General features: G+C 38.3%; 20 protein-coding genes. 12 read left to right on the top strand and 8 right to left on the bottom strand.

What is annotated here, in order from left to right; all coding sequences use genetic code 11:
• Positions 1–79 precede the first annotated feature (79 nt).
• The 3 genes from MKY88_RS08065 to MKY88_RS08075 all read left to right on the top strand — a co-directional run bounded on the left by MKY88_RS08065 (position 80) and on the right by MKY88_RS08075 (position 3,906).
• Entirely contained in the window at positions 80–1,816 is a 1,737-nt protein-coding gene (locus MKY88_RS08065) for a methyl-accepting chemotaxis protein (RefSeq protein WP_340813353.1), read from the top strand.
• A 248-nt stretch (positions 1,817–2,064) separates the two neighbouring features.
• The gene (locus MKY88_RS08070; RefSeq protein ID WP_340813354.1) at positions 2,065–3,150 is read left to right on the top strand and encodes an EAL domain-containing protein; all 1,086 of its coding nucleotides are present in this window, start codon (positions 2,065–2,067) and stop codon (positions 3,148–3,150) included.
• Positions 3,151–3,438: 288 nt separating this feature from the next.
• Positions 3,439–3,906 carry a hypothetical protein gene (locus MKY88_RS08075; RefSeq protein WP_340813355.1) on the top strand — a complete coding sequence of 156 codons (468 nt, stop codon included), beginning with the start codon at positions 3,439–3,441 and terminating at the stop codon, positions 3,904–3,906.
• 166 nt (positions 3,907–4,072) lie between these two features.
• Here the strand turns inward: MKY88_RS08075 and MKY88_RS08080 are convergent, their stop codons facing one another.
• Positions 4,073–4,495, bottom strand: coding sequence for a DUF4183 domain-containing protein (locus tag MKY88_RS08080; protein WP_340813356.1), 423 nt, complete (start codon positions 4,493–4,495; stop codon positions 4,073–4,075).
• A gap of 264 nt (positions 4,496–4,759) precedes the next feature.
• Here MKY88_RS08080 and MKY88_RS08085 point away from each other — a divergent pair, with 264 nt between their 5' ends.
• The 5 genes from MKY88_RS08085 to MKY88_RS08105 all read left to right on the top strand — a co-directional run bounded on the left by MKY88_RS08085 (position 4,760) and on the right by MKY88_RS08105 (position 13,888).
• A complete protein-coding gene (locus MKY88_RS08085; RefSeq protein WP_340813357.1) occupies positions 4,760–8,371 on the top strand; it encodes a dynamin family protein in 3,612 nt (1,203 codons plus the stop codon).
• A gap of 10 nt (positions 8,372–8,381) precedes the next feature.
• Complete coding sequence (locus MKY88_RS08090) at positions 8,382–9,191, top strand: sulfurtransferase (RefSeq protein ID WP_258268271.1); 810 nt, start codon at positions 8,382–8,384, stop codon at positions 9,189–9,191.
• A gap of 288 nt (positions 9,192–9,479) precedes the next feature.
• Entirely contained in the window at positions 9,480–10,310 is an 831-nt protein-coding gene (locus MKY88_RS08095; protein ID WP_340813358.1) for an MBL fold metallo-hydrolase, read from the top strand.
• A gap of 396 nt (positions 10,311–10,706) precedes the next feature.
• A complete protein-coding gene (locus MKY88_RS08100; RefSeq protein WP_340813359.1) occupies positions 10,707–11,909 on the top strand; it encodes an NAD(P)-dependent malic enzyme in 1,203 nt (400 codons plus the stop codon).
• Between the two features lie 230 nt (positions 11,910–12,139).
• Entirely contained in the window at positions 12,140–13,888 is a 1,749-nt protein-coding gene (locus MKY88_RS08105) for a methyl-accepting chemotaxis protein (RefSeq protein ID WP_340813360.1), read from the top strand.
• Between the two features lie 39 nt (positions 13,889–13,927).
• Here the strand turns inward: MKY88_RS08105 and MKY88_RS08110 are convergent, their stop codons facing one another.
• From MKY88_RS08110 to gdhA, 3 genes are all read right to left on the bottom strand, one after another.
• The gene (locus MKY88_RS08110; protein ID WP_193831500.1) at positions 13,928–14,581 is read right to left on the bottom strand and encodes a Yip1 family protein; all 654 of its coding nucleotides are present in this window, start codon (positions 14,579–14,581) and stop codon (positions 13,928–13,930) included.
• Between the two features lie 133 nt (positions 14,582–14,714).
• Positions 14,715–15,401, bottom strand: a complete 687-nt coding sequence (locus MKY88_RS08115; protein WP_258268274.1) for a phosphoribosylaminoimidazolesuccinocarboxamide synthase — start codon at positions 15,399–15,401, stop codon at positions 14,715–14,717.
• Between the two features lie 215 nt (positions 15,402–15,616).
• A complete protein-coding gene (gene gdhA / locus MKY88_RS08120) occupies positions 15,617–16,990 on the bottom strand; it encodes an NADP-specific glutamate dehydrogenase (protein WP_193831502.1) in 1,374 nt (457 codons plus the stop codon).
• Positions 16,991–17,164: 174 nt separating this feature from the next.
• On the opposite strand from gdhA, the gene MKY88_RS08125 reads away from it, so the two are divergent.
• Together MKY88_RS08125 and MKY88_RS08130 are read left to right on the top strand one after the other, a co-directional pair.
• A complete protein-coding gene (locus MKY88_RS08125; protein ID WP_031419490.1) occupies positions 17,165–17,638 on the top strand; it encodes a YaiI/YqxD family protein in 474 nt (157 codons plus the stop codon).
• A complete protein-coding gene (locus tag MKY88_RS08130) occupies positions 17,628–18,956 on the top strand; it encodes a D-serine ammonia-lyase (protein WP_340813362.1) in 1,329 nt (442 codons plus the stop codon). Before MKY88_RS08125 ends, MKY88_RS08130 begins: the two co-directional genes overlap by 11 nt.
• 102 nt (positions 18,957–19,058) lie before the next feature.
• Here MKY88_RS08130 and MKY88_RS08135 read toward each other — a convergent pair whose 3' ends face one another.
• Positions 19,059–20,228, bottom strand: a complete 1,170-nt coding sequence (locus MKY88_RS08135; protein ID WP_340813364.1) for a pyridoxal-phosphate-dependent aminotransferase family protein — start codon at positions 20,226–20,228, stop codon at positions 19,059–19,061.
• Positions 20,229–20,370: 142 nt separating this feature from the next.
• Between MKY88_RS08135 and MKY88_RS08140 the strand changes: the two genes are divergently transcribed.
• Positions 20,371–21,435, top strand: coding sequence for a DUF1835 domain-containing protein (locus tag MKY88_RS08140; protein WP_340813365.1), 1,065 nt, complete (start codon positions 20,371–20,373; stop codon positions 21,433–21,435).
• Positions 21,436–21,463: 28 nt separating this feature from the next.
• On the opposite strand, the gene MKY88_RS08145 is transcribed toward MKY88_RS08140, so the two are convergent.
• From MKY88_RS08145 to MKY88_RS08155, 3 genes are all read right to left on the bottom strand, one after another.
• Positions 21,464–21,949 carry a hypothetical protein gene (locus tag MKY88_RS08145; protein WP_069480821.1) on the bottom strand — a complete coding sequence of 162 codons (486 nt, stop codon included), beginning with the start codon at positions 21,947–21,949 and terminating at the stop codon, positions 21,464–21,466.
• A gap of 344 nt (positions 21,950–22,293) precedes the next feature.
• The gene (locus MKY88_RS08150; RefSeq protein WP_069480822.1) at positions 22,294–22,920 is read right to left on the bottom strand and encodes a nitroreductase family protein; all 627 of its coding nucleotides are present in this window, start codon (positions 22,918–22,920) and stop codon (positions 22,294–22,296) included.
• Positions 22,921–23,354: 434 nt separating this feature from the next.
• Positions 23,355–24,581, bottom strand: a complete 1,227-nt coding sequence (locus MKY88_RS08155; protein ID WP_340813366.1) for a ferredoxin reductase family protein — start codon at positions 24,579–24,581, stop codon at positions 23,355–23,357.
• Between the two features lie 161 nt (positions 24,582–24,742).
• Between MKY88_RS08155 and MKY88_RS08160 the strand changes: the two genes are divergently transcribed.
• On the top strand, positions 24,743–25,231 hold the full coding sequence (locus MKY88_RS08160) for a metal-dependent hydrolase (protein WP_340813367.1): 489 nt from the start codon (positions 24,743–24,745) through the stop codon (positions 25,229–25,231).
• Positions 25,232–25,400: the final 169 nt, after the last annotated feature.

Consider the following 25,400-nt stretch of genomic DNA (forward strand, 5'->3'; position numbering starts at 1 on the left):
GTCTCAGAAGCATACACAGATGACTCAATAAAGTAATTAGATTTATTGAGTCTTATATTAGATAGGAGATCTACTGAAAATGAAGATAAGAACAAAGTTAATTATTATTTCATTGAGCCTATTATTAATCCCAGGTTTAATTATAGGCGTTAGCAGTTATAATTCTGCTAACAAGCACTTGGATGATTTGGGAGAGAGGATGCTAAAAAATAATGTAGAAATGGCACTTCAATTAATTGATTCAATGAATTATGTCGTTCAAATTGGTGAAATAACTTTAGAAGAAGCTCAAGAAAAAGTAAAACAAAATTTAATTGGCGATTTACGAAGTGATGGTACTCGTGAAATAACGACAAATGTTGATTTAGGTGAGGACGGCTATTTTGCCATTTACGGGGCGGATGGAGATAGGATCGCTCATCCATTCTCTGAAGGAGAAAATGCGTGGGAAAGCGTTGATAGTCATGGGGTGTATATGGTACAAAATATGATAAACGCAGCACAAAATGGCGGGGATTTTACATATTACGCTAGAGCAATGCCCAACGACCCTGATGCAGAAGAGGATAAAATAGCCTACTCTGCATTAGATCCGAACTGGGGTTGGGTGGTAAGCGCTAGTAGCTTCATGACATCATTTAATCACGGCATTCATTTAATTCAATATACGATTATCATTACTCTTGGCATCAGTATTTTAATAGGTGGAATCGTTATATTTTTATTTGCCAGACATTTAGCCATTCCAGTTCAAATGGTTACTGATAGAGTTGAAAAGATCGCCAATCAACATTTAACCTTTACGTATTTAAACGTTAAAAATAAGGATGAGTTAGGTATTTTAGCAACAGGAATAAATACGATGACTACAAATTTAAGAGGAATGATTGAAACCGTTTCGAACTCAGCCGAACATGTTGCGGCTACATCTGAACAACTTACTGCGAGTAGTGAACAGACAAGCACGGCTTCAGATGAAATTACGAAGGCTATTCAGCAAATTTCTACAGGACAAGAAAAGCAACTGCTTGGAATGAAAGAAGCGAATCATTCCGTTACAGAGATATCATCGAGTCTTACAGCAATTACGGAAAATATTAAAGAATTAAATGACCTATCCATTGAAACCTCTAAAGTCTCTCTTTCTGGAAATGAAGTGATTACACAGTCCGTTGAACAAATGAATCAAATTAATAAACAGAACATAATGACAAATGAAGCCATGCTATTGCTCGAAAGCAAATCACAAGAGATTGGTGAAATTATTAATGTCATTACTAGCATTGCAGTACAAACCAATTTACTTGCTTTAAATGCAGCGATTGAAGCCGCGCGCGCAGGGGAGCAGGGTAAAGGTTTTGCTGTTGTAGCTGATGAAGTTAGAAAACTAGCAGAGGAATCGGGAAATGCAGCTAACAATATTTCTACTCTAATAGGTGAAATTCAACTTCATACACAAAATACAGTACAAATTGTCAATGAAGGACAAAGTGTAGTTGAAACAGGGATACGTTATGTTGCAAACGCTGGGAAAACATTTGATGTAATAGCAGCTGATGTAGACATGATTAACAATAAACTTTCATCCGTCTCTACTGAAATTCAAGAAATTAATGCTAATACAGAGAACTTAGTAAATGAAATACTGAAAACCCAAGATGTTACTGATCAGTCATCGAGTTACACCCAACAGGTTGTTGCAGCAGCGGAAGAACAGTCCGCTACTATGATTGAGATGACATTTGCTTCTCGTTCTTTAGCAGAGATGTCTCAGGAGCTTCAAAATCTAGTATCAAACTTTAAAACCAAAGAATGAATCATTATATTTGGCAAGGTTTATAAAAGTAGAGACATATTCTTATGGTAAAAAGAGTATTGGGCTAGCAAATTTATGAACATGTAAATTTGTTAGCTTTTTTAATAGAGTTCTAAATGGTATCCATTGATACTCCACATAAACTTCATACGACATTCATACAGACTACAGATTAGCTTTATAAAATAATTTAATAGTAATTTTTTGATAAAAGATGGAGGTTGAAACGACCTATTGGAGGAATTAGGATGGAGACCGGTATTACATTATTTGAATCAAATCGAAAATCTGTTTTAAAAAGTATTGAACATAAAAAATCTTTCGCATTAGTATACATTACGATTATTAGTTGGCATGAATTGGATCTTTCTAAATGTATAGATGTGGTTATGAGAAAGCTAACTTTGTATCAACCAAAAGTGGAATGGTATAGAGTATTTGATAAGGAATATCTATTAGTCTGTCATGCTAAGTCCCAAGCTCGTTTAATTAGTCAAGAACTATCAAATATTGAATATTTAAAGATAAACTATCTATATGTCCAAGATAGAAAACTTCCTGCGTTAAATTACGTTAGACAAGTCTATTTGCAAAACACAAATAGCGATGAAATAAAAGAGTGTAGTTCACAGAAAGGTTTAGTAACTGAAGAGTTTGAAATAGTCTTCCAACCGATACTACACCATAATAGGCAATTATCCTTTGAAGCACTAAGTAGATGGCGGTGGGAAGAGATGGGTTCTATCTCTCCGGGTATATGTATTCCAATTTTAAATATAGAAAGTTTAATAGAATTAACTAAGAATATTATCAAAAAAGCTGTTGATTTATTGAGTAGATATAATGAAATCGTTTATGTTTCTATTAATTTATCAGCGTCATTAATCAAAGATATTACTTGGTTAATCGAACATCTAGATGAAATTGGTATTACTAACAATAACCGAATTGCTTTTGAAATAACTGAGGAAACTATAATGGGGATAGAAGCTAGTGAAAATCTAAAAATTATACGTGATCGAGGTCATATTATATTTATTGATGGTTTCGGTTCTGGTTCTGGAAACTCGAACTTCCAATATATGTCCTTACTGCCCCTCAATGGAGTGAAATTAGATAGGTTGTTTATTAGTGGGAAATCAAATAAAAAGGTAATGGAGCTGCTGACAAGTATTATCAAGGCCTTAGATTTGGAAGTAATAATAGAAGGTGTAGACAATGTTGAGCATCTTAATACCTTATCTGATGCCCAATACGATTCAATACAAGGCTATTACATATCAAAACCACTAACAATAAATGAATTGACGAAATTTATGAATGACAATTGCTAGACTAAGTATTGTACGATAACAAAAGTATACCCTGTAGACAGAAGGGGATTTTCAGAAAAATAAAACGACATCATAAAAACGCAATACCCTTATAGGGCGTTGCGTTTTTTGCTATATAAAACCTTTTCTATCAGTAGAGGTGAAGGTGAACAATAAGAAAGAAGGAAACTCCAGATAATCTCCAGGAAATCTCTAGAAATTCTCCACTCTATTTCCATATGAACTACAGATAATGCCTCTATTATAAAAGCTGTAAGACAAAATACATCTTAAAAGGAGAATAAGAACATGAAAAAGAAAAAGAGATTAGCTGCTACTACTTTAGGTGCAGTATTTGCACTATCCACGATGGGGTCTGCATTTGCAGCAGAGGTACCAACTCAAGTGAGTGAGAGAAGTGAATATGTGGTAGGTCAAGTAAGTAAACCAACGAAATTTGATGAAATTTCAAAGGTAAAGGTACAAGCCATTTTTGATCAAGCAGAAGCGGGTACACTAACGAAAGAAGAAGCGATGAAGCAACTTGATGCTGCGCTAGGGCTGGACGGAGATAAAAAACCTACAAGTAAACCATCGAACGCTGATGAAATCTCAAAAGAAAAGGTGCAAGCCATTTTTGATCAAGCAGAAGCGGGTACACTAACGAAAGAAGAAGCGTTGAAGCAACTTGATGCTGTGCTAGGGTTGAACGACGATAAAAATAAAGTGAGTGGGCCAGCAAGTAGTAAGAATACAGAAGCACCGATACATGCGTAGTTTTTTTACATGTATTGGTGCTTTTTAGATGATGGATTGGAGCTTTCGGTTTTTCAGCAGTCCTAACTAAGAAACAAACTTTTAACAGCTATCTGTTAGAAATACCCGTTCCTTACACAAAATAATTGACTATAGAAATGCCACTAATTTACGCCCTTTATTGTCTTTATTTTATGGTGAAGCCTAATGATTCAATTATGATGGGCGTTCCTCTAAATAATGTGCCATCGTAAGGAGTAATTGTTAAGGCTGTGCTTGATAGGGAATAAATACCGCCCTCTTGCATAACAGCATTAATATACAAATTGACATAGCCATTTGGTGAAAAAATTACGAATTCAGTAATGGGATCTGTATGATCATTCCAAAAGAGAGTAGCGGGTAGGATTGCTCCGTTTGTTAAATCAAGATCGCTTGTTAAAATGTGAAAATATCTATTAATCGTTGGAATGACTACGCCTTCTGGGACAACTTCTGAGGGAGGGGCGATTGGACCGTAAGACGCTTTTATACGGGGCCAAATAAATCGATCCTCATTGCTACAATCACAGCTTTTATTACTTATTTGACCATGCTTATGGTTGACCATGTGTTATCACACTCCATTTTTGTAAATTTAACCTTTGCCCCAAATTCAGTTACTATAAAATATGAAGAAAATAAAATTTAATCTAGTTGAGCATCTATCATTCGATAAGGATTATTTCTGACAAACATGCTTTTTTTATAAATACTAGTCGGATAGAAGCGTTGGCATACATGCTTTTTACCGTAAATTAGTGTTATACTTTGCTAGTTGAATAAGGTAGAATACTAATTATGAATAATTAACGAAAAAGGGGTTACTGGTTTCATGAAAGATTTTGATCAACAATTGGAGGGGCTACTAAAGCAAGCCGCTTTGCAATACATAATATATCAGCATAATGGTGATACGGAGCGCATGGATAAAACATCACTTTTTGCTCGAAAAATTCAGCAAAAAGAGTATGTGATTGGTTTTGCAGGCCATTTCTCAGCCGGGAAGTCGAGTATGATTAATGCGCTGTCTGGCGAGAATTTATTAGCATCTAGCCCGATTCCAACAAGTGCAAATATCGTTAAAGTGCATAAATCAGAGGAAGACTTTGCGATTGTTTATATGCACAATGAAAAGCCTGTTAAATTTGAGGCAGGCTATGATTTTAAAACGGTCAAAGAGCTTAGTAAAAATGGGGATTTGGTATCTCAAATTGAAATTGGTCATAGTGCGTCAACACTACCGTATGGCGTTACCGTGATGGATACACCTGGAGTAGACTCAACTGATGATGCACACCGCATGTCGACGGAATCTGCACTCCATATTGCCGATATCGTATTCTATACAATGGACTACAACCATGTGCAATCCGAGTTGAATTTCCAATTTACGAAGCAATTAATGAAATATAATCCAAATGTTTATTTGATTGTTAATATGATTGATAAGCATAAAGAGAATGAATTGAGCTTTGAAGAGTTTAAAGCAACCGTTCATAATTCCTTTGCGGCATGGGGCGTTGTGCCGAAAGGTGTATTTTTCACATCATTGAGAGAGCCTGACCACCCACATAACGATTTTGAAGCCGTAAAGAAAATTGTTATGGATAGTATGAACGATTGGCAGGACCAGCTTGTCCAAACAGCAACAAATACATTACGTTTATTGCAAAGCGAGCATGACAATTATTTAATGGAAGAAAAAGAGGATCGTCTCGCGTTAGATGAAGAGATTTTAAGTGCCGATGACTGGGCAAACCACCAAGATATTTTAGAGCAATACAACAAATTAAATCGTCAGGTAGAACTGTTCTCTGTCGAGGCGTGGAATGAAACATTTGAGGAGCAGCGGAAAGAATTGCTTGCCAATGCTGCCATTATGCCAGCTGACTTACGTGATCGCTTACGTCTTTATTTAGAAAGTATGCAGGATGGCTTTAAGGTAGGCGGGCTCTTTACTGCGAAGAAAAAAACAGAGGAAGAGCGTAACCGTCGTAAAGAAGATGCTTATAGTGCCTATCAAAATGTTGTCCATGCCCAAATTACAGGGCATTTAAAAGGCCTTATGAAAAATGCATTGAAGGACGTCGGTGCCTTAAATGAAGAACGTGCGTCAGCTATTGATGCTTATCCATTCGACCTACCTTTTGCATTGATTGAACAGCAAGTTCAAACAGGTGCACTGTTAACCGGTGATGCAGTATTAAACTTCGCCAACCGTGTGGCAGAGGCAACAAAGCGCTATTTTATTCAGGAAACAGATAGCTGGAAAAAAGCACAAGCGACAACATTAGAAGCGGTGGCAACAGAAACAGCGGCTCCTTCGAAGTTAAAAATGGCAGGCATGCAGGACAAAGTGGATGCTATTAGGGCTGTACTTGAAATCGAAGGCTACCAACAATATAGTGCGAGCATTATGCATCAAGCGAGCAATGAAATCCGGAAAGTTGCGAATGAGCAGCTAACAAATTGGGAAAATTCCTTTAAACAGGATTTAGCAGAGATTCGTTTGTTTGATGAGTCCATGCTACAACCAAAAGAACAAGTCATTCAGCACGAAGAAGCTCAGCAAACTGTTAGTGCGACGAGTTTGCCAATAGATGGAGTTATTAATCGTGCTCTGCATACTGCCAATTCTGTAAAAGAAGTACAAGGTTTTGCTGAAGTTGCTCAATATCTAGAAAATAAAGTGGAACGCCTACAGAAAAAAGACTTTACGATTGCTTTGTTTGGGGCATTTAGTGCTGGGAAGTCATCCTTCTCGAATGCATTAATGGGAGCGAAGGTATTACCTGTATCGCCAAACCCAACAACCGCAGCTATCAATAAAATTCGTCCAGTTACACCGGAGCATCCTCATGAAACGGCCGATGTCCAGCTTAAAACAGCTGATCAAATGTTAGAGGATATTGAAGGGTCATATGCAGCGATTGGCTTATCCGTTCATTCATTGGAGGAAGCGTATAATCGAGCTGATGAAGGGCTTGCTGTCCAGTTGACAGATGAGCGTTTAAATGTGCACAAATCATTTATTCGCGCCTACAAGGAAGGGTATCCAACGTTCAAGTCTGAGCTTGGAACTATTATACGAGTGGATCGCGTTGAATTTGAAAAATTTGTTGCGCAAGAAAATAAATCATGCTTTGTGGATAATATCGACTTCTATTATGATAGTCCATTAACGCGCATGGGCGTTACATTGGTGGATACGCCAGGAGCTGACTCCATTAATGCTCGACATACAGGTGTAGCTTTTGAATATATTCGGAATGCGGATGCCATCCTATTTATTACGTATTATAATCATGCATTTGCCAAAGCTGACCGTGAGTTTTTAATTCAGCTTGGTCGTGTAAAAGATGCATTTGAACTGGATAAAATGTTCTTTATTGTAAATGCCATTGATTTGGCGACAACAGATGAAGAGCAGGAAGATGTAAAAGGCTATGTTCGTTCAGAATTACAGCGTTTTGGAATTCGATTCCCACGACTGTATGGTGTATCAAGTCTTCTAGCGTTAAATGAAAAGGTAGAAGGTTCAGACTTAGCATCTGGTATGCCACCGTTTGAAAATGACTTCCATACATTCTTAAATGACGAATTGAGTGCATTAGCAGTGCAGGCTCTTGCGGAGGAAGTTGATAAAACAGAGCAACGTTTAGCGGATTTAATTGCACAAACAGAGGAAAACCTAAAACGTAAGGATGAGCGTTTAGAGGAATTAACAGTACTTGAAAAGCATATTCAATCGAAGTTTAGTGTGCTTAATACAAGTATGCTGGAAAGTGAGACAAAGCAAGAGCTTGATGAGCTTCTCTATTATGTTCTACAGCGTGTCTACTATCGTTACCCTGAATTCTTTAAGGAAGGGTATAATCCTTCAACATTTGCGGCTATGCCAGCACAGCAAGCATTGGAGCATGCATTGAAGGAAGTGATGCAAAGCTTACGTTTCGACTTTACACAAGAAATGCGCGTTACCAACTTCCGTTTATCTCAGTTTATTAGCAAAAAAATGCAGCATCGCTTTAAAGACGAAGTACGTGAGCTAAAAGAGCTTAACCGTAGCTTCTCGTTCTTAGCATTTGAATCTTCTGAGCCAAATTTACTTGATTTTGAAGGGCCATTTAGCGATATTTCAAAATATGCTAGCGTAAAATCTCACTTCCGCAACCAAAAAGCTTTCTTTGAGAAGAATGAAAAAGTGAAGCTGAGCGAGGCACTAGAAACTTTAACAAAACCAGATGCACAGGATTATTTAGATGCACAGAAAGTTTCTCTCATGACATGGGCCATTACGTTTATTGCAGAGGAAGCAGAAAAATTACGTTTATATATTTATCATCAAGCGCTTGAGCAAATTGAAACAGAAAGATTGGCGCTTCAAGAAGAAAGCCGTTTAGCTTCTTGGAAAGCGATTTACGCACAATTACAATACGCATGAGGTGATTCCTATGGGAAAAGTATTCAAATCAGTGGATGAAATTCAGTTTGATGGTGTCCGTTTTATCGATGCTCGTTTTGATTTACAAGACAAAGAAGCTGGAAAAAAAGCATTTGAAGAAGGTCATGCAATAGGAGCAATCTATATTGATTTAGAGCAGCAGCTATCTGATATGGACAGTAAAGACGGTCGTCATCCAATGCCGAACAAAGAAAAATTGATGTCGGTATTTCAAGAATTAGGCTTGCGTTATGAAGATCAAATTGTTATCTATGATCAAGGAGCAGCCCCATTCGCTCCACGTGCTTGGTGGATGCTGACGTATGCTGGTTTCCCAAATGTGGTCATTATTAATGGAGGCGCATCTGCATTGGAAATGAAAATACCATTTACAAAAGATGTCGTTAAATACCCACCAACCATCATTGATTTTGATTGGAAGGATGAGCTTTATGCTCCACGCCAAGCGGTAAAGGCAATTGTGGACGGTGAAGTCAAAGCGACTTTACTAGATGCTCGTGCGGCTGAGCGTTACCGTGGAGAAGTTGAGCCATTAGATAAAGTAGCTGGCCATATACCAACAGCGAAAAACTTTGACTGGGAGCAATTAAAGACAGATGGTCAATTGCAGGCCAACGATGCATTGCGTCAAAAAGTTGCACCAGATGAACATGTAGTTGTCTACTGTGGCAGTGGTGTAACCGCATCCCCACTCTATGCCGTATTAGCAGATGAAGGCTATGAAAACATCCAATTATATGTAGGTAGCTTTAGTGATTGGATTACACAATACGATGTTGAAAAAGGTACAAATGAATAAGGATCGAAGCAAAAACGCTCACTTAGGTGAGCGTTTTTTTTGTGGAGGTGGCTCGGTGCGGGGGAGATTGGTGGAAAGGAAGTTGGAGGTGACGGATAGAAGTTGGAAAGTGACGGATAGAGCCAAAAAAGCGCCGAATAGCTCGCTCGAAACAAATTTTGATTGAGTTGCTGGATCTATAGCTCGAATGCCAGAAGCAGCCGGATAGCATGCCCCAAAACAGCCTATAGAAATCAAAATGACTCATCATTCATTTTATGCTACACTCTTTTAAAAGGGGGAAAGTGGATGTTTAAACGGGAGACGAGCATTGTTGTTCAACGCCATGGTGATGTACAATGTGCGCTTGGAAAGGTAGCACTGCAGGGGTTTGCTATGAGTGTGTATAGCTTTTTTGTGGATGGTTTATTAATTGATACAGGCTCTAATTCTCTGGCACAGGAGTTTCAATCATTTTTTAAAGATTTGCCAATGGAGCAAATCGCCTTAACTCATGCGCATGAGGATCATGCGGGTAATGCGGCGTGGCTTCAGCAGCAAAGGGATGTTCCTATTTATCTTCACCACGAGTCTCTTCAGATTTGTACGCAGGATGGGGATTATCCTTTGTACCGTCAAGCGTTATGGGGGGAGCGGCCAGCTTTTCTAGCGCAGCCGATAGGGACTACATTGCAGACGAAAACAACTGTCTGGGATGTTATTGAAACACCTGGACATACGACAGATCATCTGGCTTTTTATAATCGTCAAACAGGTGCTATGTTCACAGGAGATTTATACATTCAAACGAAAACAAAGGTAGTACTCGATGAAGAAAATATTGTACATACCTTAGCATCCTTAAAGAAATTATTAAACTATGATTTTAACGAAATTTATTGTTGTCATGGAGGCTATCTAGCAAATGGCCGAAATAGAATACTAGAAAAAATAGCGTATATTGAAGAAATGGAAGAGAAGGTTCGTCAGTTGTTTCAACAAGGTTATTCAGTAGAGGAGATGACGTCTAGTATTTTCCCTCGAGAATATCCCATTGTTAAAGTGTCTGGCGATCAATGGTCTTCTAAACATATAATCAATGCATTTATCCGTCACTTTACACAAGAGTCCTTGCAATAGGGCTCTTTTTTTAGTGGGCTTAAAAGCTGTAACAGCAATAATAAAAAACTTTGTGAAAAATTGTGGATAAATTGTGACAAACTCAATTGGCTCAATGGGTGCGCTTACATAAGTTTGTGAAAAAATTCTCATTTACACAAGAAAAATACTATGTGAAATGTTGAACAGCTTGAAAGGCGATAGTTGTACAATTCCCACTATTCATGACCTGATATTAACTATTTTAAGATAATTGATTGTGAAAAGTTTAATTTGACAGAAAAATGCATAAGAAGTCTTATAATACTGCGTTTTCGAAAGAAAAAATAAATTGACAGAAAATTCATTGACTATATTTTCACAAAGTAATATGATTCTAAAATATAATGAAAAACAAAGGGAAAAGGATGGGATGGAATGGATGTCATGAAGAAAGCTTTAGAAATGCATGCACACTATAGTGGTAAATTAGAGGTGATTTCAAAAGTACCAGTACAGGATTCTTATGATCTAAGTCTTGCTTATTCACCTGGAGTGGCTGCACCGTGTGTGGAAATTGAAAGAAATCCATCGTTGGTTTATGACTATACAATGAAGGGGAATATGGTGGCAGTTGTGTCAGATGGTACAGCAGTTTTAGGGTTGGGGGATATCGGACCTAAAGCTGCATTACCAGTTATGGAAGGGAAAGCGATTTTGTTAAAGCGTTTTGCCAATGTTGATGCTTTTCCAATATGTTTAGATACAAAAAGCACGGATGAAATCGTCAGCATTGTGAAGGCGCTTGCCCCTACTTTTGGGGCGGTAAATTTAGAGGATATTTCAGCACCTAGATGTTTTGAAATTGAGGATCGGCTGCGTCAGGAATGTGATATCCCAGTATTTCATGATGATCAACATGGGACAGCGATTGTAGTAGGGGCCGCTATGATTAATGCCAATCGTATCGTGCAAAAGGATATTGCGACAATGAAGGTCGTCATCAATGGCGCTGGTGCAGCAGGGATCGCAATTTTGCGAATCCTTGTGCAAATGGGCTATAAAAATATTTTTATGTGTGATACAAAAGGTATTATTTATGAGGGACGTAAAGAAGGGATGAATCCGATTAAAGAGGCGGTTGCTCATTTAACAAATCCGGAGAAAATACATGGTACGCTGAATGATGCGCTCGTTGGTGCAGATGTCTTTATTGGTGTTTCGGTAGCTAATCTATTAACAGAGGTGCATATTGCGTCTATGAATGAAAACCCAGTGGTCTTTGCATTAGCTAACCCAAATCCAGAAATTACGTATGAAAATGCTAAGGCGTGGGGAGTACGGGTTATGGGTACGGGTCGTTCGGATTATCCAAATCAAATTAACAATGTCCTTGCCTTTCCTGGCATTTTCCGAGGTGCATTAGATGTACGTGCGACGGATATCAATGAAACCATGAAACTAGCTGCAGTGGAAGCAATTGCTTCTCTTGTGAGTGATGAGGAGCTAGCGGAGGAATATATTGTTCCGAAATCTTTGGATGAGCGTGTCGTTGCAATTGTCTCTCGTGCAGTTAGCGGAGCAGCAGTCGAATCTGGAGTGTCAGAACTATTCCAACAAACTACTGCGCTATCAGTTTAACAAATAAAAGATATTGAAGTACAACAGATGTAGAAAAGCAAAGATATGCTTTTCTGCATTTTTTTATCGAATTTGCTCGAAAAATGTTGTTGTTTGGTTTTTTATGTACTAAAATTGTTGAGTATAAGGTAATGTCTTGTGCAATTGATTGTAAAGTATAAATACATAATGTTGTACTATTTTTAAAGGAAAATAGGTCTTAGGTCTGTTAAAAAGAGGAGATAAAATACATGAAAACATTCGTTCAATTTCGGTCCATTAAAGCCAAGCTAATTGCTTTCTCTTTATTGCTTTTAATGATTCCCCTTATTACTTTAGGTTATCTAAGCTATCAACAAAGTAAATCAAATTTAGAGTCGGTGGGAAAAGAAAATTTAAGAAACAGTGTGGAAATGACCATTGCTATGATTGAACAGTTTAATCAAGAGGTAGAGGCAGATAATTTATCTTTAGATGAAGCGCAAGAGAAAGTGAAGGTCGCTATTTTAGGTGAAATGGATAGTGAAGGAAAGCGACCTATTAATAAAAATATTAAACTAGGTGAGAATGGTTATATCTTTGTTGTGGACCAAAAGGGGAACTCTATTGCGCATCCAAATATCGAGGGAAATAATGTCTGGGATGAGCAGGATGACAATGGGGTTAAGTATATGCAGGAAATCATTGCTAAGGGGAATGAAGGTGGTGGATTTGCCTCCTATTCGTGGCCATTACCAAATTCAGATCAACTAGAAGAAAAAGGGGTCTATGCAGAAACGGATCCGTATTGGGGATGGGTTATTGGTGCCAGTACATATTTAGCAGACTTTAATAAGCCAGCGGAGAGTATATTGAAATTAACGGTTATTGTGATTGGTGTGGCTATTATTATCGGGATATTTGTTATTTGGCAATATGCGAATAGTATGGCTAAACCAATTAACCGAGTGGTCCAAGCGATGGAGCGATTTGCGGAGGGTGATTTGACGCAAGAAAGTATGTCTATTCGCTCAAAAGATGAAATTGGTAAACTGGCAAACGCTATGAATCAAATGCAAGCAAAATTGAAGGACATGATACACAATATTGCTCAAGCGTCTGATTTAATCAATACATCCAGTAAGGAGCTATCACAATCAGCTAATGAAGTGAATATGGGTGCTGGGCAAGTGGCTATTACGATGAATGAATTAGCATCTGGTGCGGAGGGACAAGCGCATCATTCTAACGAATTAACTTCCTTAATGGAACGTTTTACTGCGGATTTACGTGAAACAAATCAGCATGGGGAGCATATTCATCAATCTTCTGTTGAAGTATTAGGTTTAACCAATGAAGGAAGTCAGCTCATGACATCTTCGAATTCTCAAATGAGTAAGATTGATGGCATTGTACAAAATGCCGTAGAGAAAGTAAAAAAATTAGATGCTCAAGCACAGGAAATTTCAAAATTGGTCGTTGTTATTAAAGATATAGCCGATCAAACGAATTTATTAGCTTTAAATGCCGCGATTGAGGCTGCTAGAGCTGGGGAACATGGCAAAGGATTTGCGGTAGTGGCAGATGAAGTACGTAAGCTTGCAGAACAAGTAGCCTTTTCAGTCAATGATATTACATCGATTGTCACAAATATTCAGCAAGATTTTGATGTCGTTACGAGCTCATTAGAGGACGGCTATCAGGAAGTAAAAGAAGGTACCAATCAAATTAAAGCTACGAGTGAAACGTTTACGACGATTAGTAATTCTATTAATGATGTTGTAGATAGTGTTCAATTGATTTCCAGCAATTTATCAAAAGTAACCGAAGATGGTCAAAAAATGAATAGCGCAATTCAAGAAATTGCTGCGGTCGCAGAGGAATCTGCGGCAGGTGTGGAGCAAACGACAGCGACAACAGAACAGACAAGTAGCTCAATGGACGTTATGGCGGGGAAATCAGCCCAATTATCAACATTAGCTTTAGAATTAAAGACATTGATTGCCCAATTTAAACTATAAAAAAATCTCCCACTCTCTTAAATGAGAGGGGAGGTTTTTTTACATCATGCCAACACCAATAATCCCAACGAGAATAATGAAGAAAAGAACGAAGAACAAGATGAATAAAATAATTCCAGGAATAAAGATAGTGAAAAAGGCCATCCAATTAGAGATTTGGTGTGCTTCTGCTACCACACCGACTGAAATGACGAAAGACCAAATCGTTACAACAATAGAAGCTAAAATAGCTGGCCAAAAAATCCATGGCAGTGAGCCCATAAAGTTTGGATCAAGTAAAGATTCTGGTGAAGTGAATAACCATATTAAATAAAATGGAATAAGCACTATAAATGGTACAGCTGTAAGGCTCAGCCCTTTAAATAAGTCTGAATACGTGCCAGTACCCTTAAATAGTTTACCAAATAGCCATGTGATTAGAGCGGATATAGCTGTCCCGATAATACCAGCGATTGGAGCAAGAATTACACACAGTAAAGCCAATAACCAAGGGGAAAGATCAGTGAAAAACTCCGAATCCGTCAGCCCTGACATGATAGAACCGATATAACCGATGGACATAATCAAAATAGCAAAGCCGATTGATTTTTCGTTAATCATATAGCGAGCGGTTTGCTTTGGATGTAACCAAACGGATATAAACGGATTCACCTTTGGCCTTTCTTCTTTCTGTGTGTCATTAAAGTTTTCCATCAAACTACCTCCAAAATAATAGAATAATTGCATGTTACGCATAGTTAGTATACGAGTGATACAGTGAAAAGTTTCGTAGAAAGTAAAAATAAGTTATTTTCATAACAAAAGAGCCGCACAAAGGCGACTCTTATTAGTGACTTAACATCATTTTTTCAAGCTCTAATGGTTCAATATATTGCTCACCTTTGTAAGCACGCATATTACCACCAGAAATTTCATCGATTAATAAAATTTCATTAGTTTGGGCATCACGGCCGAATTCCAACTTAATGTCATAAAGCGCTAAGCCCTTTTTAGCAAGCTCAGTTCCTACAAATTTAGAAATTTCAATTGTACGTTGTTTTAAAATGGCATATTCTTCGTGTGTTAACAGGTTTAACATAGCTAATGCATCTTCAGAGATCGGAGGATCTTGGCGATCATCATCTTTAATGGTAACTTCCACAAAGGCATCAAGATCTTGGCCTTCCTTCACATAGGCACCGTAGCGTCGTAAGAAGGAGCCAACTGCTTTAAAGCGGCAAATTACTTCCAAACCGTTTCCAAAAACTGTTGCAGGTTTTACAGTCATTGTTGCATCATCAAAGTTTGCATCTACATAGTGAGTAGGTACACCTTGTTCATTTAATTTAGAATAGAAATAAGAAGTTAAGCGTAGACCCGCTAAGCCAGCACCATCAATTGTTAAGCCAACCGTATTAGCGCCTGGGTCGAACACGCCGTTTTCACCTGTTACATCGTCTTTAAATTTTAATAAATAATGACCGTCTTCTAATTTGAACACATTTTTCGTTTTCCCTGTATACATTAATTCCACAAAAAACCCTCCAATATTCATAGTACTCTAAAATTATAACACGAATATTTTAAATAATTAATATGAAAAATGTTCGTTTTGTGTGTTTGTTTCTATCATTTATTGCTAATTTACAATAAAAACACAAGTTGATGACGAATAATCGTCATCACCTTGTGTTTTTGAAATGCTCTGTAACTGGATGGTGGATTTGTGATAGATAGCTAGGACAGTAATTAATAAATGCCTTCAGCAAGCATTCCATCTGCCACCTTAATAAAGCCAGCGATGTTTGCCCCCATAACTAAGTTGCCAGGGAAGCCATATTTTTCAGCAGCGGCTTTACTATCTGAATAAATATCTTTCATAATTTGATGAAGTTTCGCATCTACTTCTTCAAATGACCAAAATACGCGGCTTGAATCTTGTGCCATTTCAAGAGCAGATACGGCAACTCCTCCAGCATTCGCTGCTTTTGCTGGTCCGAACAATACACCAGCATTTAAGAATTCATTAATTGCTTCAAGATCAGAAGGCATGTTGGCACCTTCGCCAATTGCTTTGACCCCATTAGAAATTAATGTACGAGCTGACTCACCGTTAATTTCGTTTTGAGTAGCACATGGTAGAGCGATGTCACAAGGAATAGTCCAAATGCCAGTGCAGCCATTTGTAAAAGTAGCATTTGGTCGGTAAGTTACGTAAGTTGAAATACGATCACCTTTAACTTCCTTAATTTCCTTAATGACATCTAAATCTAAGCCTTCTGGGTCATAAATATAGCCTGCGGAATCAGAGCAAGCAACTACTTTTGCACCATATTGTTGTGCTTTCTCAATCGCATACGTCGAAACATTTCCAGAACCAGAAACAACCACTGTTTTTCCTTCAAATGAATCGTTCGCATCTTTTAACATCTCATTGACGAAATAAACTGTACCGTAACCCGTTGCCTCTTTACGTGCTAAGGACCCACCATAACCAGGAATTTTCCCAGTTAATACACCTGATTCACTAGCTTTAGTTAGACGTTTATATTGACCCCATAAATAACCTACTTCACGAGCACCTACACCAATATCACCAGCAGGAACATCGACATCTGGACCAATATGACGGTATAATTCAGTCATGAAGGCTTGGCAGAAACGCATGATTTCTGAATCTGACTTACCTTTCGGATCAAAGTTAGAACCACCTTTACCGCCACCGATTGGTTGCCCTGTTAATGCATTTTTAAAGATTTGTTCAAAGCCTAGGAATTTAATGATGGATTCATTTACAGAAGGGTGGAAGCGTAAACCGCCTTTATAAGGCCCCATGACATTGCTATATTGTACACGATACCCACGATTTACTTGCACTTGGTTCGTATCATCTTGCCAAGCGACACGGAAGGAAATGATGCGATCCGGCTCAACAATACGAGATAAAATATTGGCCTTAATGTATTCAGGATGTTGGACGAATACAGGTACTAATGAAATGAAAATTTCTTCAGCTGCTTGTAGAAACTCCGCTTGATGACAGTTCTGTTGTTTAAGTTGCTCGAATACGCCATCTACGTATTCTTTAGCTAATTGTTCGTTGCTAACAGTTGTGATTGTCATAGTAAAACCCCCATTTAGTTGATAGGTGTATCGTATATTTATTTTTCAAACTATTCAATAAAATACTTTTTTAGTTTGTGAAAAATTGAGCAAGAAGGGTCAGAAAAATATTATTTTGAAATAATGTTAAGTGTGTGTATTCATCTAATTATGAGAAAGGAATGATGCCTTATTGTGAAGGTTCTTATAGACGCTGATGCCTGTCCAGTAGTGGATTTGGCGCTATCTGTATCATCTGAGTTTGAGATTGAAACTATCTTATTTTGCGATACATCCCATCGTGTAGAACGTGATAATGTAATAACAATTATCGTGCCGAAAGGTCCTGATTCGGTTGATTTTACGCTAGTGAACGCGCTTTCAAAACACGATATTGTCATTACACAGGATTATGGGCTAGCGGCAATGGTGTTAGCAAGAGGAGGGTATCCAATTGATCAAAATGGACGAGAAATGTCTAATGAAAATATCGAACGCTTGCTCGATATGCGCCATGTTGGTCAAAAAATTCGACGAGCAGGTGGACGCACCAAGGGCCCTAAAAAAAGGACACAAGAAAACAATATTTCGTTTGAAATGAAATTTCGACAAATTTGTGAACGAGCGATTTCTGCACAAAAAATGGAGGACTCTACAGGTGAAAAATGAGCATAAGCATGATCTTTTAGAGCAATTTCCACAGTTAAAATCGATGGCAGCTAAAGATACTGTACTTTGGGAAAATACAAATTGGGTAAAACGGCCGGAAACGTCGTTCTTTACGATGGAAGAAGTAAAGGAAGCAGAGGAAACGTTACAACGCTTTTCTTCATATTTAATAGTGGCATTCCCTGAGCTTGTGGAAAGTAATGGACTAATTGAATCAGACATTCTAGAAATTCCTGCTTTGAAAAGTGCGCTTGAAAATAAATATGGTGTGTCGATAGAAGGTCAGTTGCTTTTAAAATCGGATCATGCTTTACCTATCTCAGGCTCCATCAAAGCACGAGGAGGCATTTATGAGGTCTTAAAGCATGCTGAAAGGCTGGCATTAGCAAGTGGGAAGCTTCTAAAAACAGATGATTATGGGCGTTTAGCATCAGTGGAGTTTCAGTCCTTCTTTCAGCAATATACCATTGCGGTTGGCTCTACAGGAAATTTAGGTTTAAGTATCGGCATTATAGGCAAGAAGCTCGGCTTTAATGTCGTTGTACATATGTCGAGTGATGCGAAGGAATGGAAAAAAGCTTTACTCAGAGAAAAAGGTGCCACGGTAGTTGAATATGAGGCTGATTACAGTGTTGCCGTTGAACAGGGGCGTCAAGAAGCAGAATTAGATCCTATGTGTCATTTCATTGATGATGAAAATTCAAAGGATTTGTTTGCAGGCTATGCAGTCGCAGCAATGCGTTTAAAAGGGCAATTAGAAAACATGAATGTTGCTGTCAATGCCACATATCCATTGTTTGTGTATTTACCGTGTGGGGTGGGGGGAGGACCAGGCGGTGTTGCCTACGGATTACGAGAAATATTTGGCGAACATGTGCATATTTTCTTCGCAGAACCTGTTGCCTCACCTTGCATGACGCTAGGCTTAATGACAGGGCTTCATGATGCTATCTGTGTAGAGGATATTGAATTAGACAATAAAACCGAAGCAGATGGTCTTGCAGTGGGCCGCGCTTCCAAGTTTGTAGGAAAAGTGATGGAGACGTATATAAGTGGCTGCTATACAGTGACAGATGAAGAGTTGTTTACCTCATTAGGTTTAGCTATCGATAGCGAAAAATTATTTTTAGAGCCATCAGCACATGCAGGAATGTTTGGCGCCATTCGCGTGCTCCAAAAAGGTCAACACTATTTAGCACAGCGTGGACTTACAAAGCATATGGCACAGGCAACCCATCTTGTGTGGGCAACGGGTGGTAGCATGGTCCCAGACAGCATGCGTTCTATGTATTTGGCTAAGAGCAGGGATTTAGGTTGAAAATGATAGTACTTTTTTGTTCGAAAAGGGAAAGTCTTGCCCAAATCAAGTTGATCAAAAGCGCAAAAACAGGTGAAGAAAAATTCTTCACCTGTTTTTTTATTAAAGTTGCAATGCTTTACGTTGAGCTACTAAATATACTTCTTGAGCTGCAAGAACCCCTGCGCCTGGCTGGAAGTCATAATTGAAGTCTTGGAGCGCTGCCTCCAATAAGGATACGGCTTGTAGTATATCACTTGGGAAGCAATAGCCCATATGGCCGAATCTGAAAATTTTACCTTGTAGATGACCAAGGCCACCTGCAAAATCTAAGTGATATTGCTGCTTAAGGTGCGTTAAAAATTCACCAAGCTCAATTCCATTTGGTGCCTTAATAGCTGTAATGGTAGGGGAGGCGTATTGATCTTCAGTTAAGAGCTCAATGTGTAATGCTTTCATAGCGCTACGTACCATGTTTTTCATAAGTTCGTGACGGGCAATTGTCTGTGAGAAGCCGCCTTCCTGTTCAATTAGCTGACAAACCTCATGTAGGCCATCAATAAGTGTGATAGCAGGAGTATTTGGCGTCATCCCCTTTTCTGCCCAACTACGATAACTTAATAGATTTAAATAATATGCTGGCGTTTGATTGTCTTCAATGACTTGCCAAGCTCTTTCGCTGACACTGACAAGAGAGAGTCCAGGTGGAAGCATCATCGCTTTTTGAGAGCCTGTCACGAGAATATCAATACCCCAAGCATCCATTTCAGCCGGCGCGCCACCGATGCAGCTTACGCCATCCACGATTACGAGAGCTTCTGTTTCGTCATGAATTACTTGTGCTAATTCAGCAACAGGGTTTAAAATGCCTGTAGATGTTTCGTTATATGTGACAAAAACCGCTTTGATATTTTGTAATGGTTGTAAAAATGCTCGTAGCTCCTCAGGTGTGCAAGCTTGTCCCCATTCTTTTTCAAGCTTGTGTACATGGAAGCCGTATTGCTCACAAATGGAAACGAAATAGTCACCGAATGCCCCAACAGTAATGACCACAACTTCCTCACCAGCGGCAACCGTATTAACTGCCGCAGCTTCTAGTGCAGCTGTCCCGCCTGATGGCAAAAGTAAAATGTCCTGTGTCGTTCCAAAGACAGGCTTTACGGCTTCAATCGTCTCTCGGTATAATTCTACAAATTCTTGACTCCGATGACTAAAAATATCTCGACTCATCGCCAGTTGAACTCTCTTTGGAATCGGTGTTGGCCCTGGATGTCTTAAAATATTTTCATACATATTATCAATCCCCTTTACTTGACAGAAATTCAAAATTTTCTAACTATAATAATAACATACTTCTTGTATGGGCTAGCTGCTTTTTTATTAAATAATGGAAGAGATTATCATGATACTATAATTTGAAAAGGAGACCAAGGATATGGAAACAGTGATGCACTATCCATTTATCTATTTTTTGTACGAACCCAATCAGGTACTTGTATATAAAATTCAAACGCTCGATTACATTACATTAGCAAATGTCTTGGAAAAAGGAGAATGGGAGGGGTATGAGCTTCCGCCATCAGAGCCATTTACAACATTTCGGCATGAACAAAGAGATCCTAAAGAGGGATGGTCTTTTTGGGGTGCGGCGGAACACCTTAGTTATTTGGTCGACATTATTAATGATTACATTGGGCATCAAAGAATGAGTAAGACGACAACAACTGCCGGGGTTGCACATATTGTTTGCTCAGAATCTGCAGCAGGTTCCTTAAGAGTGGCACTTGCTCCGCCTAAATATGTCATTGGCTTTCCAGAGGATTTGTCTATCGGACCGCTGTGGAAGCTTGATGAAGTAAAAGGACAAGCATGCCGCCAAAAGTGGTTAATGGAAAATATTAATGATGAGATGGATGAATTTGTTGGTCATACTACATTAAGAGAGGTGATTCGAGAGATACGGGATATCCCGAGTCACCTACCTGTCTATATTTGGTGTGGGGACAATATAGAAGAACAATGTGGGCTTTTGTTTTTCCTCTATTTATTGCATGATCACCACAATGAAATATTTCTTATACATACAAATGGACAGCAAGTGATTGAACGTCAGTGGAATCCAAATCTGTATGAAAAAAAGAGATTATCAGTAAAGGAACGTCAAAAATTTCTACAGCAATGGGAAGGTCTGGCAGAATCAACAGCAGTGCTTCGTCAATGGAAGCATCAGCATATTCAAGAGGTGCCTGAGAATTTTTATGACTCTCTCATCGTGATGAGGCTAAAAGAAATGCATCAGGAACAGGGAAATGTGGATTTTATTCAAACTGGAATATTTCTTTTAGAGCTACTTGCTAGAATGGAGGAACCGCCAAACATCTTTTATTTAGAATTTAGAATTCGGTATTTAGTCTATAATGGCACCCTAGCATTAAAAGGAATTCCTAAATCTATGCGGCATTATTATGTGAAAATACGCCAAAAAACCTCTTTAGTCTGAAGACTTAAAGAGGTTTTAGGATGGTGAACTAAGCGACGAATGGTCTGTTCATGCGCATTAAACCGTAAATCGCAAAGAACAACCCGCCTGTAATAACCATTAGAATTGTGTAAAGTACAGCCTTACCAGTTTCACCACACCAGCGATAGAATAGGCGGTATGTGAAATACAATGTAAAGCCCACCATTCCTATAGATGCGAGTAAACCGATAACTGGTATAAACGAAACGATAAACAAGCCTGCATAAATAAGGGTATTTTTTAGAGCAGTTGCACGAATCGTTTCTCGATTATCTCCACCAGCAGTCAGTAGGAAAAGGCTGTATACATTAATGATAGGAATCCAAGCAATATAGGCTACATCTCCAAAACCATTTGTTTTAGATGTCATAAAATAAATGAGTGCACTAATAATGTAGGCGATTAGCCCAAGAACAAGAGATGCTAAAATTAGGATAATAAATAAGCCTCCCATGGCTGCATCCAAATCAGAGTTATAATAATTATAGTCCATCAGAAAAACCTCCTTTCTTAAGAAAATACCTCCTAATAATACCAATCCTATTATGTTTAATCTACAACCATTTATATGTAATTTTTAGTAGAAATCGCACAAATGTACTAGATAGAAAATTTCTATTCGTTCTTTTATGATGATTTTTTGAGTAATGAATGAAAGAAATGCAAAAAATATCCTTGGGAAAATGAATATGCTAGTTTTGGAGAATCATTTTTCAAGTTTTTCACCTTGTACTGCTTACAAACATTACTATCCTATGTTTGTAGTGGTATCTGACATGCCATCTTATTCAGAAAAAAGTCACCTTCCCATATAGAAAGGTGACAATTTTACATGTATTACATAAATTTGGCGATATGCTCTAGCTCAATACGTGAAGAATTGTAGGCAGGGGCTGCTGCTTTACCAATCGCAATTAAAATAACGGGTACGATATGATCCGCTAATTCAAAATGTTTGGCGAAGGCTTCTTTATTGAATCCACCCATTGGTACTGTATCGTAGCCCATGTCTTTTGCTAAAAGCATGATTTGCATCGAAATTAGACCAGCATCAAATGTAACGATATTCTTTAAAACCTCCTGAGGAAGCTGAGAATATAAGTTCATAGAATTATTAATCATTAAATCCTTTGTTGCTTCATTAATATAACCAAGATCGAAATTTTTTGTAAAGATTGATTCAGCATTTTCGTACATTTTTGTATCACCTAGGACAGCAATAACAGCTGAGGAAGTTTCCACTTGTTCTTGATTGTTAGCAATGGCACGTAACTCTTTTTTAATTGCCTCATCTTGAATGACTATAAAGCGCCATGGCTGTAAGTTACTTGAAGAAGGTGCAGAAGTGGCTTCTACTAGTAGTTCTTCTAGTTGTCCTTGAGGAATTTTATAATTTTCGTCGTATTTACGAACAGATTTACGGTCATGCATGATTTTATTTAAATTGCTTTTTGTCACTGTCATTTATTTTGACTCCTTCATTATAAGTTGCGTTTTTACTATACGATAAATGATTTCAAATTCCAAGTAAATTGCTCGAATTAAAGGGTCTTGAATATAGGATTTTTTGATGAGGTGGTGATCGCCTCGATGCCATGACGCATCAAGCTCAAAATTTGCAAGAAGCAACAACTGAATTTTTCATGCTTTTAATAGAATCTATCATTGGTCTTAGAAAATATGTGTTGGAACGAAGGGCGGCGAACCTTGCGGGAAAAGCGGGAAGTCGAGGTCATGGATAGAGGGGATATTTTCTATGTGAAATGAAGCGAGGGAAGTAGCTCGACACCGTCCGCCCGTAGTGGAAATCAACAGCTTTGCTTCATTTCATTATTAAAAAGACTATAGATCATCTCAAATTTTTTTGAGCTTGTCTACAGTCTGAAGGGCAACCCCCGCTATCTTAATTTAAATGCCTCCCATTCTATATGGCGAGTAGGAGCGGACGATTTGAAGTGCTTCAGCATTTTTTCGGGTCCACATAGATAAATACTTGTATGAGCTGGTATGGTCATCTGGTCAAAAGTAAGCCTATCCATCTGTGTTGTATCTATAAAAGTGACCGTAAATTGCTCATTAGATTGCGCATAGTTCAGTAGAAAATCTTTATAAACAATATTTTCTACACCATGAAAGGAATAATATAAATGAATTTTTTTAGTTGGTTTTGTTTGTAAATAGGCGATAAATGGCGTAATGCCAATGCCCCCAGCAATCCAAAGTTGTTGATTGGCTCCTTTGGCAAAGTCAAAATGGCCAAAAGGACCATCAATGGCAACAGGGGTATCCACTTGTATTTGATTGTAGACCTGCTTTGTAAAATCGCCGACTGCTTTAATCGTCACCCTAATTTTTTCTCCATCCCCACCAGAAATAGAGAAGGGGTGTGGTGCTTTTTCAATGCCTTCCTGAAAGATTTTTAGAAAGAGAAATTGTCCAGGTCGGAAATGAAGGTTTTTCGTGAGGGTTAGCTCTAATTCAATAACATGGGCATTCAGTTTTTGAATGTTGGAAATAGCTCCGTTATACGGGAAGAACATATCTTGATACATGGTCATCATATACAGGGCAGACATAAATCCAATGGTTGTCGTAAGAGCCGTGAAAATACCTAATGCTGAGGGCTGTAATAAATCATATTCGCTCGAAAAATAAGTATGGTAAATGCCCAATGTATAAGGGAGCAGCAATAAGCGGTGTAGCCAGCGCCAATGCTCATATTTTAAAAATTTTGCTAGGAATGCGAGGGCGATCAGAATAATAAAGCCATATTGTGCGAGCTCACCAAGCTCTTTCGCCCATTCACGAAAAGATGTTTGTGGCAGATCTTCATCGGGAACCATCTTTTGCAATTGTCCATGGATAATGATGAACCCAAGTGAAAAAATGGCAAAAACTTTATGATAAAAATTTAGGCGCTCTAGCCCATAGAACCAGCGCTCTAATATTTTCATTCTTGTAGAGAAAAGAAACACAAGGAAGAGTCCTGTAATCGCTAAGCCCCCAATAATATGGGCAAGCCTGTTCAATGGATGAATGGGAGTCATGGGTGTAGCAAAATACCAAAGGCATGCGCTACTACCCATCGCCAAAATAATAATAAGTAGACCTCTATACGCTTTCATAAATAACCTCCATTCCTATTTTTAACCATATATTTTATGGCTATACAATTATTGGACGAAAATATTTCAGATCGTACGTTCGGAATGTATGTTCCTTTTTGGGCATATTTATGTTACATTAAGAAGGTTCGCAAAATGCGTAAGAAGGGTGGAAGTAATTTATGCAAGGGAATACCCATATTGTTGGGGGCATTACAGCAAGTTTAGCCTTTGCACAAATTTCTAATGATAATCCGCTTGTTTTGGTAGGGGCAGGCGTTATCGGTGCATTACTTCCAGATATTTGCCATGGTGGTAGCAAAATCGGAAGGAAGCTTCCCATCATTTCAAAAATGGTTAATTCGCTGTTTGGACATCGTTCCTTTACACATAGTTTACTGTTTTTATTTTTGATGGGGATGCTACTACATACATTTATACCGTATAAATCCATTACAATAGGTATTTTATTAGGGATGGCAAGCCATATTTTACTGGATATGGGGACCAAAAAGGGTGTTAAGCTATTTTTCCCAGTATCCATTTCGGTGCGTCTACCGCTTACTACAAAAACAGGTAGTAAAGTTGAAAAAGTAGTGTTTACATTGTTAACAATGCTTTCAGTCTTTTTTAGCTATGAAGTTATTGTGCAGCTTCTTGCTACAATTTAAGGAAAGAAACCCACTAAAAGTGTAAGATGATGCTCCCTTTAAGTAGCAGTTTATCTAAGGGGAGTATCTTTTAGTGGATTGAAGCTTTGTGCAAGCAGAAAGTGTGCGTACCAATGGGGGTTTGTCCGTGATTTTTATGGAGTTTTATCTGAAACTAGCTACTGATCTT

Origin of the sequence: Lysinibacillus sp. FSL R7-0073, from assembly GCF_038009065.1 — a bacterium.
In the GTDB taxonomy this organism is placed as follows: Bacteria; Bacillota; Bacilli; order Bacillales_A; family Planococcaceae; genus Lysinibacillus; species Lysinibacillus fusiformis.

Excerpts from the sequence above, each read along its gene's own strand:
- MKY88_RS08065 (WP_340813353.1), top strand. The coding sequence starts at position 80 with ATGAAGATAAGAACAAAGTTAATTATTATTTCATTGAGCCTATTATTA.
- MKY88_RS08070 (WP_340813354.1), top strand. The coding sequence starts at position 2,065 with ATGGAGACCGGTATTACATTATTTGAATCAAATCGAAAATCTGTTTTA.
- MKY88_RS08075 (WP_340813355.1), top strand. The coding sequence starts at position 3,439 with ATGAAAAAGAAAAAGAGATTAGCTGCTACTACTTTAGGTGCAGTATTT.
- MKY88_RS08080 (WP_340813356.1), bottom strand. The coding sequence starts at position 4,495 with ATGGTCAACCATAAGCATGGTCAAATAAGTAATAAAAGCTGTGATTGT.
- MKY88_RS08085 (WP_340813357.1), top strand. The coding sequence starts at position 4,760 with ATGAAAGATTTTGATCAACAATTGGAGGGGCTACTAAAGCAAGCCGCT.
- MKY88_RS08090 (WP_258268271.1), top strand. The coding sequence starts at position 8,382 with ATGGGAAAAGTATTCAAATCAGTGGATGAAATTCAGTTTGATGGTGTC.
- MKY88_RS08095 (WP_340813358.1), top strand. The coding sequence starts at position 9,480 with ATGTTTAAACGGGAGACGAGCATTGTTGTTCAACGCCATGGTGATGTA.
- MKY88_RS08100 (WP_340813359.1), top strand. The coding sequence starts at position 10,707 with ATGGATGTCATGAAGAAAGCTTTAGAAATGCATGCACACTATAGTGGT.
- MKY88_RS08105 (WP_340813360.1), top strand. The coding sequence starts at position 12,140 with ATGAAAACATTCGTTCAATTTCGGTCCATTAAAGCCAAGCTAATTGCT.
- MKY88_RS08110 (WP_193831500.1), bottom strand. The coding sequence starts at position 14,581 with ATGGAAAACTTTAATGACACACAGAAAGAAGAAAGGCCAAAGGTGAAT.
- gdhA (WP_193831502.1), bottom strand. The coding sequence starts at position 16,990 with ATGACAATCACAACTGTTAGCAACGAACAATTAGCTAAAGAATACGTA.
- MKY88_RS08135 (WP_340813364.1), bottom strand. The coding sequence starts at position 20,228 with ATGTATGAAAATATTTTAAGACATCCAGGGCCAACACCGATTCCAAAG.
- MKY88_RS08140 (WP_340813365.1), top strand. The coding sequence starts at position 20,371 with ATGGAAACAGTGATGCACTATCCATTTATCTATTTTTTGTACGAACCC.
- MKY88_RS08145 (WP_069480821.1), bottom strand. The coding sequence starts at position 21,949 with ATGGACTATAATTATTATAACTCTGATTTGGATGCAGCCATGGGAGGC.
- MKY88_RS08150 (WP_069480822.1), bottom strand. The coding sequence starts at position 22,920 with ATGACAGTGACAAAAAGCAATTTAAATAAAATCATGCATGACCGTAAA.
- MKY88_RS08155 (WP_340813366.1), bottom strand. The coding sequence starts at position 24,581 with ATGAAAGCGTATAGAGGTCTACTTATTATTATTTTGGCGATGGGTAGT.
- MKY88_RS08160 (WP_340813367.1), top strand. The coding sequence starts at position 24,743 with ATGCAAGGGAATACCCATATTGTTGGGGGCATTACAGCAAGTTTAGCC.